4 protein-coding genes and 1 pseudogene are annotated in these 6263 nt (G+C 70.7%); all 5 read right to left on the bottom strand.

What is annotated here, in order from left to right; genetic code table 11:
* Nucleotides 1-50 precede the first annotated feature (50 nt).
* Nucleotides 51-2723 (bottom strand): pyruvate dehydrogenase (acetyl-transferring), homodimeric type, encoded by a 2673-nt coding sequence (aceE, locus tag ACWGIG_RS36005; RefSeq protein WP_453325921.1) that lies wholly within the window; start codon nt 2721-2723, stop codon nt 51-53.
* Between the two features lie 271 nt (nt 2724-2994).
* Nucleotides 2995-3618, bottom strand: a complete 624-nt coding sequence (locus ACWGIG_RS36000) for a GntR family transcriptional regulator (RefSeq protein ID WP_362422231.1) — start codon at nt 3616-3618, stop codon at nt 2995-2997.
* Nucleotides 3619-3707: 89 nt separating this feature from the next.
* Entirely contained in the window at nt 3708-4670 is a 963-nt protein-coding gene (locus tag ACWGIG_RS35995) for a hypothetical protein (RefSeq protein ID WP_453325920.1), read from the bottom strand.
* 4 nt (nt 4671-4674) lie between these two features.
* The gene (locus ACWGIG_RS35990; RefSeq protein ID WP_453325919.1) at nt 4675-4992 is read right to left on the bottom strand and encodes a hypothetical protein; all 318 of its coding nucleotides are present in this window, start codon (nt 4990-4992) and stop codon (nt 4675-4677) included.
* 180 nt (nt 4993-5172) lie between these two features.
* Nucleotides 5173-6263 (bottom strand): annotated as a pseudogene (sucB, locus tag ACWGIG_RS35985) (2-oxoglutarate dehydrogenase, E2 component, dihydrolipoamide succinyltransferase); the annotation flags it as partial.

The following is a 6263-nucleotide window of genomic DNA, read 5'->3' as shown; positions in this document are numbered from 1 at the left end:
CGCATGAGGTCATCATGCGCGCTGCCACTGACACACGAGCCGTACGGGTACTACAGCCCGTAGCGCTCCCGCGCCTCCTTGACCGCCGAGGCCGGGACCGTGCCCCGCTTCGACAGCTGGGCCAGCGTCGCCACGACGACCGACTGGGCGTCGACGCCGAAGTGGCGGCGGGCCGCCTCGCGGGTGTCGGAGATGCCGAAGCCGTCCGTGCCCAGCGAGGTGTAGTCCTGCTCGACCCACTGGCTGATCTGGTCGGGGACCTGACGCATCCAGTCGCTGACCGCGACGACCGGGCCCGGCGCGTCGGCCAGCGCGGCCGTCACGTACGGGGTGCGCTGCTCACCGCGCAGGAGCGCCTCGTCGGCCTCCAGCGCGTCGCGGCGCAGCTCGCCCCACGAGGTCGCGGACCACACGTCGGCGAACACGTCCCACTCGGCGGCGAGGAGCTCCTGCGCCTCCAGGGCCCAGTGGATCGCCGTGCCGGAAGCGATCAGCTGGGCGCGCGCGGCGTCCGGGGAGGTCGCGGGGGCCGCTTCCTTGAACCGGTAGAGGCCCTTGACGATGCCCTCCTCGACGCCCTCGGGCATCGCGGGCTGCGGCATCGGCTCGTTGTAGACGGTGAGGTAGTAGAAGACGTCCTCGGGATTTTCCCCGTACATCCTCTTGAGGCCGTCCTGGACGATGACCGCGACCTCGTAGGCGAACGCCGGGTCGTAGTTCAGCGACGCCGGGTTGGTCGAGGCGATCAGGTGCGAGTGGCCGTCCGCGTGCTGGAGGCCCTCGCCCGTCAGGGTCGTACGGCCCGCCGTCGCGCCGACGATGAAGCCCTTGCCGAGCTGGTCGGCGAGCTGCCACATCTGGTCGCCGGTCCGCTGCCACCCGAACATCGAGTAGAAGATGTAGAACGGGATCATCGTCTCGCCGTGCGTGGAGTACGCGGTCGACGCGGCGATGAAGTCCGCCATGGCCCCGGCTTCGGTGATGCCCTCGTTGAGGACCTGACCGTCCTTGGCCTCCTTGTAGTACATCAACTGGTCGCGGTCGACCGGGTCGTACGTCTGGCCGAGCGGCGAGTAGATGCCGGCGGAGGGGAACAGCGCCTCCATGCCGAAGGTGCGCGCCTCGTCGGGGACGATCGGCACCCAGCGCTTCCCGGTCTCCTTGTCCCGCATCAGGTCCTTCACCAGGCGTACGAACGCCATGGTGGTGGCCATGCCCTGCTTGGAGCCCTTCTTCAGGGCGGCGAAGGACTTCTCCGCGGGCTGCGGCAGCGGCGCGGACGCGTGCATGCGGCGGGCGGGGGCCGGACCGCCGAGGGCGGCGCGGCGCTCCTGGAGGTAGCGCACCTCAGGGGAGTTCTCGCCCGGGTGGCCGTACGGCACCAGCGACTCGTCCAGCTTGGCGTCCGGAATCGGGAGCTCCAGGAGGTCGCGCATCGCGCGGAACTCCTTGCCGGTGAGCTTCTTCATCTGGTGGTTGGCGTTGCGCGACTCGAAGCCGGGGCCGAGCGTGTAGCCCTTCACCGTCTGCGCGAGGATCACGGTCGGCGCGCCCTTGAACTCGACGGCCGCCTTGTACGCCGCGTACACCTTGCGGGCCTCGTGGCCACCGCGGGAGGTGTGGAAGCACTCGGCGATCTTCGCGTCCGACAGGACGGCGGCGAGCTGCTTGAGCGCGGGCTCGGCGCCGAAGAAGTGCTCGCGGATGTAGGCGACGTCGCGGGTGGCGTACGTCTGGAACTGGGCGTCGGGGACCGCGCGCAGGCGGCGGACCAGGGCGCCCGTGGTGTCGAGCTGGAAGAGCTCGTCCCAGGCGGAGCCCCACAGCGACTTGACGACGTTCCAGCCGGCGCCGCGGAAGGCGCCCTCCAGCTCCTGCACGACGCGGAAGTTGGCGCGGACCGGGCCGTCCAGGCGCTGCAGGTTGCAGTTGATGACGAAGGTCAGGTTGTCCAGGCCCTCGCGGGCGGCCAGGGCGAGCGCGGCCGTGGCCTCGGGCTCGTCCATCTCGCCGTCGCCGAGGAACGCCCAGACGTGGGAGTTCGAGGTGTCCTTGATGCTGCGGTTCTGCAGGTAGCGGTTGAAGCGCGCCTGGTAGACCGCGGACAGCGGGCCGAGGCCCATGGAGACCGTCGGGAACTCCCACAGCCAGGGGAGGCGCCGCGGGTGCGGGTAGGACGGGAGGCCGTTGCCGCCCGCCTCCTGCCGGAAGTTGTCGAGCTGCTGCTCGGAGAGGCGGCCGTCGAGGAAGGCGCGCGCGTAGATGCCGGGGGAGGCATGGCCCTGTATGTAGAGCTGGTCGCCGGAGCCGTCCCCCTCCTTGCCGCGGAAGAAGTGGTTGAAGCCGGTCTCGTACAGCCAGGCCGCCGACGCGAAGGTGGCGATGTGGCCGCCGACGCCGAACCGGGAGCCGCGGGTCACCATGGCCGCCGCGTTCCAGCGGTTCCACGCGGTGATCCGGCTCTCCATCTCCAGGTCGCCGTCGAAGGCGGGCTCGGAGGCGGTCGGGATGGTGTTGACGTAGTCCGTCTCCAGCAGCTTGGGCAGCGCCAGACCGGCGGCCTCGGCGTGCTGGAGGGTACGGCGCATCAGGTATTCGGCTCGGTTCGAGCCTGCGGCCTTGGCGACGGCGTCGAGGGAGGCCGCCCATTCGGCGGTCTCTTCGGTGTCGCGGTCCGGGAGCTGGTCGAGCTCGCTCGGAAGCTTGCGTACGGGGTCGGTCATGACGCCGCCTTCCGGGAAGGAGGGGGTGGAGAAAAAGGGGGGTCTGTGTCTGGCAGGACGGGACCCGGGTCGTGCTGTGGTGCTTGCCGTGCTGGTGCGGGACCTGATGAGGTCCGCCGTCGACTGTAAGCAACTGATCGATGATCGATCAAAGCCTAGGAGCAAAAAAGTCTTCCGCAGGCCAAACTAGGCATTCCGTGCCACAAAAATGGGCACGAAGTGTCAGTGCCGAAAGTCCCAATCCGGGCAATCCGGGCGTGCGGTGCTCGTCTCACGCCCGTGGTGCACATCCGAGCACATGCGCCTTCACCAGTTCGCCGATCCGCGGATCGCGCCGCCGGAAGGCCGCCACGAGGTCCTCGTGCTCCTCCGCGTACGACTTCTGGACCGTCCCCAGCCAGCGGATCGACAGCGCCGTGAACACCTCGATGCCCAGGCCCTCCCAGGTGTGCAGCAGCACGCTGTTGCCCGCCGCCCGCACCAGCTCCCGGTGGAAGCCCACCGTGTGCCGCACCTGCGCCTCCCCGTCGACCGCCCGGTCCGCCGCGTACAGCGCCACCACGTGCGGCTCCAGGGCCGATACGTCGTCCGCGAGCACCGGCGCGGCCAGCTCGGCGGCGATCTGCTCCAGGCCCGCCCGGACCGGGTAGCTCTCCTCCAGATCGGCGGCCGTCAGATTCCGCACCCGTACGCCCTTGTTGGGGGCGGACTCGATCAGCCGCAGCGTCTCCAGCTCGCGCAGCGCCTCGCGCACGGGCGTCTGACTGACCTGGAGCTCGGTCGCGATCCGGCGCTCCACGATGCGCTCGCCCGGCTTCCAGCGCCCGCTGACGATCCCCTCCACGATGTGCTCGCGGATCTGCTCGCGCAGCGAGTGGACGACGGGCGGGGTCATGAGGAGCTCCTTCATGCGGGCGAGCGGCGCGGCGGGCGGGCCGTGTGGAGATGACGATACGGGCAGCCCGGGAGCCGTCGGGCCGGGACCTACGGCGCGTGCGGGGAGGATCCGGCGGGCACCCTGGCGGCGTTGCGCGCGACCGCGTCGTAGTGGGCCTCGACCGAGGCGAGGGTGGCGGCGGCGTCCGCCACCGCACGGCGCTCGTACGCCAGATGGACGGCCTCGGAGACCCCCAGGTAGTTCACCGCCGTACGGCACCGGAGGTCGGCGGTGGCCGCGGCCTTCTCGCGGGGGCCCGCCTCGGCGGTACGGGCCCAGGCGGGATCCTCGGCCGCCGCCTCGAAGGACGGGTAGGAGAAGCCCCGCTGCTTCATGCAGGCGGACCAGTCGGCGACCATCCTCGTGTACGCGGGGTCCGCGGCCCCCTGCGCCCAGGCGGCGGACCGCAGCCTCAAGAGGGTGTTGAGCGCGCTGTTGCCGGGGTGCTCGGCGGACTCGGCGGGGCTGCCCTCGGCGAGGGTGCGTTCGGTGCGTCCCGCGCAGCCGCCGCGCGGCACCGCACGGCCGTTGACCTTGCGGTCGGGGCCGGTGGAGGGGGCGCCGCCGGGGGCGGGCCGGGGATCGGGGCCGTTGAGGACGAGCAGCCGGGTCCGCTGCTCGGGGTCGGGCCTGTGACCGGCGGGCCTGTCCGTCCCGCCGGGCACGTTGTGGAAGCCGTACGCCGCCGCCTCTTTGAGGGTGCGGGGGAGCGTGGTGCCCCGGCGGAGGTCGGCGAGCAGTCCGGCATCGGAATGGGCGGTGATCCGCGTCGTGAATCCGAATTCGGCCGTACAGGAATTGAGGAGTACGGACTCGGCCCGCTGGATTTCCTTCAATTCGCCGTCGCCGGGGAGATGGGCGGCAAAAGGCATTTCCGTGTCGGTGGGTCCGGAAGGAGTGGCCACCGGCCCGACGACGACCGGCTCCGCCGCCCTCTTCTCCGTACCCCCGCAGCCCGCCAGCAGCCACAGTGCCGTGACGGCCAGGGCCGCCGTTCCCCGCTTCCGCACGCGGTCAGGCTTTCCCGTACACCCAGGGCCCACAGGCGCTGAACGCACCCGTGCCGGCCTCGCCGACACAGGTCTGGTAGGAGATCACGGAATCCTCGGCGAGGTTGAAATTGAAGTCCGCGCGGTAGTTGAGGCCGCCGGTCACCCAGTTGTTGTAGACCTTGTTCCGGTACGGGACGTAGAGCCGGCCCACCGCGGAGTGGCCGTCCTTCGCGAGGTCCTGGACCACGTGGTGGTCCCCCTCGGACTCCCACCAGGAGGCGCCGCCCGCACCGGTGCTCCAGGCGATGCCGCCCTCTTGGCCGGCGGCCGAACCGGCCATGGCGAGAGTCAGCGCAAGAGCACCCGTAATGGCCAGCGAAATACGCTTTGCCCCGGTCTTCCTGCCGGACTGCATTTCCCGATCCCTCCCACGACTGGGAATTACCCTAACGCGCAGCGGCCCCTCCGGAAAATTCCCGGAGGGGCCGCTGCGGTGGAGAAACTGTACGAACTGCGGGAGTTACAGGCCGAGCTCGACCTCGAACTCGCCGGCCTCCAGGATCGCCTTGACCGCCGTCAGGTAACGGGCCGCGTCGGCGCCGTCCACCAGGCGGTGGTCGTAGGAGAGAGCCAGGTACGTCATGTCGCGGACCGCGATGGTCTCGCCCAGGTCCGGGTGGTTGATGACCACGGGACGCTTGACGGTGGCACCGATGCCCAGGATGGCGACCTGGTTCGGCGGCACGATGACCGTGTCGAACAGCGCACCGCGCGAGCCGGTGTTGCTGATCGTGAAGGTCGCACCGGACAGCTCGTCCGGCGTGATCTTGTTGCCGCGGACCTTGCCGGCCAGCTCGGCGGTCTTCTTCGAGATGCCCGCCAGGTTGAGGTCGCCCGCACCCTTGATGACCGGGGTCATCAGGCCCTTCTCGGAGTCCACGGCGATGCCGATGTTCTCCGAGTCGAAGTACGTGATCGTGCCCTCGTCCTCGTTGATCCGGGCGTTGACGACCGGGTAGGCCTTCAGCGCCTGGGCCGCGGCCTTGACGAAGAACGGCATCGGGGACAGCTTGACGCCCTCACGGGCGGCGAACGCGTCCTTGGCGGCAGCACGAAGCCTCATCAGCTTGGTGATGTCCACCTCGACGACGCTGGTGAGCTGCGCCTGCGAGTGCAGGGCCTTCATCATGTTGTCGCCGATGACCTTGCGCATGCGGGTCATCTTGACCGTCTGACCGCGCAGCGGCGAGACCTCAAGAGCCGGAGCCTTGGAGGTCGCGGCCGGGGCGGCGGCAGCCGGAGCCGGGGCCTTGGCGGCCTCGGCGGCAGCCACGACGTCCTGCTTGCGGATGCGACCGCCGACGCCGGTGCCCTTGACCTGGCCCAGGTCGACGCCGTTCTCGGCGGCGAGCTTGCGGACCAGCGGGGTCACGTACGCACCGTCGTCGCCGGAGGTCGCGGCCGGAGCCGGGGCCTTGGCGGCGGCGGGCGCGGGTGCGGGCACGGCGGCCGGCCCGGCCGCACCGGCGGTGGGCACGGCCACCGAGGCGGCGACGAGAGCGGCGAGCAGGGTGCGGCGCAGGCGGCGGCTGCGCGGGCGGGACGCCATGG

The sequence above is a fragment of the Streptomyces sp. NPDC054863 genome (assembly GCF_053610825.1).
Note: the sequence above shows the minus strand (reverse complement) of the source record. Positions and strands in the feature narration are given on the sequence as shown.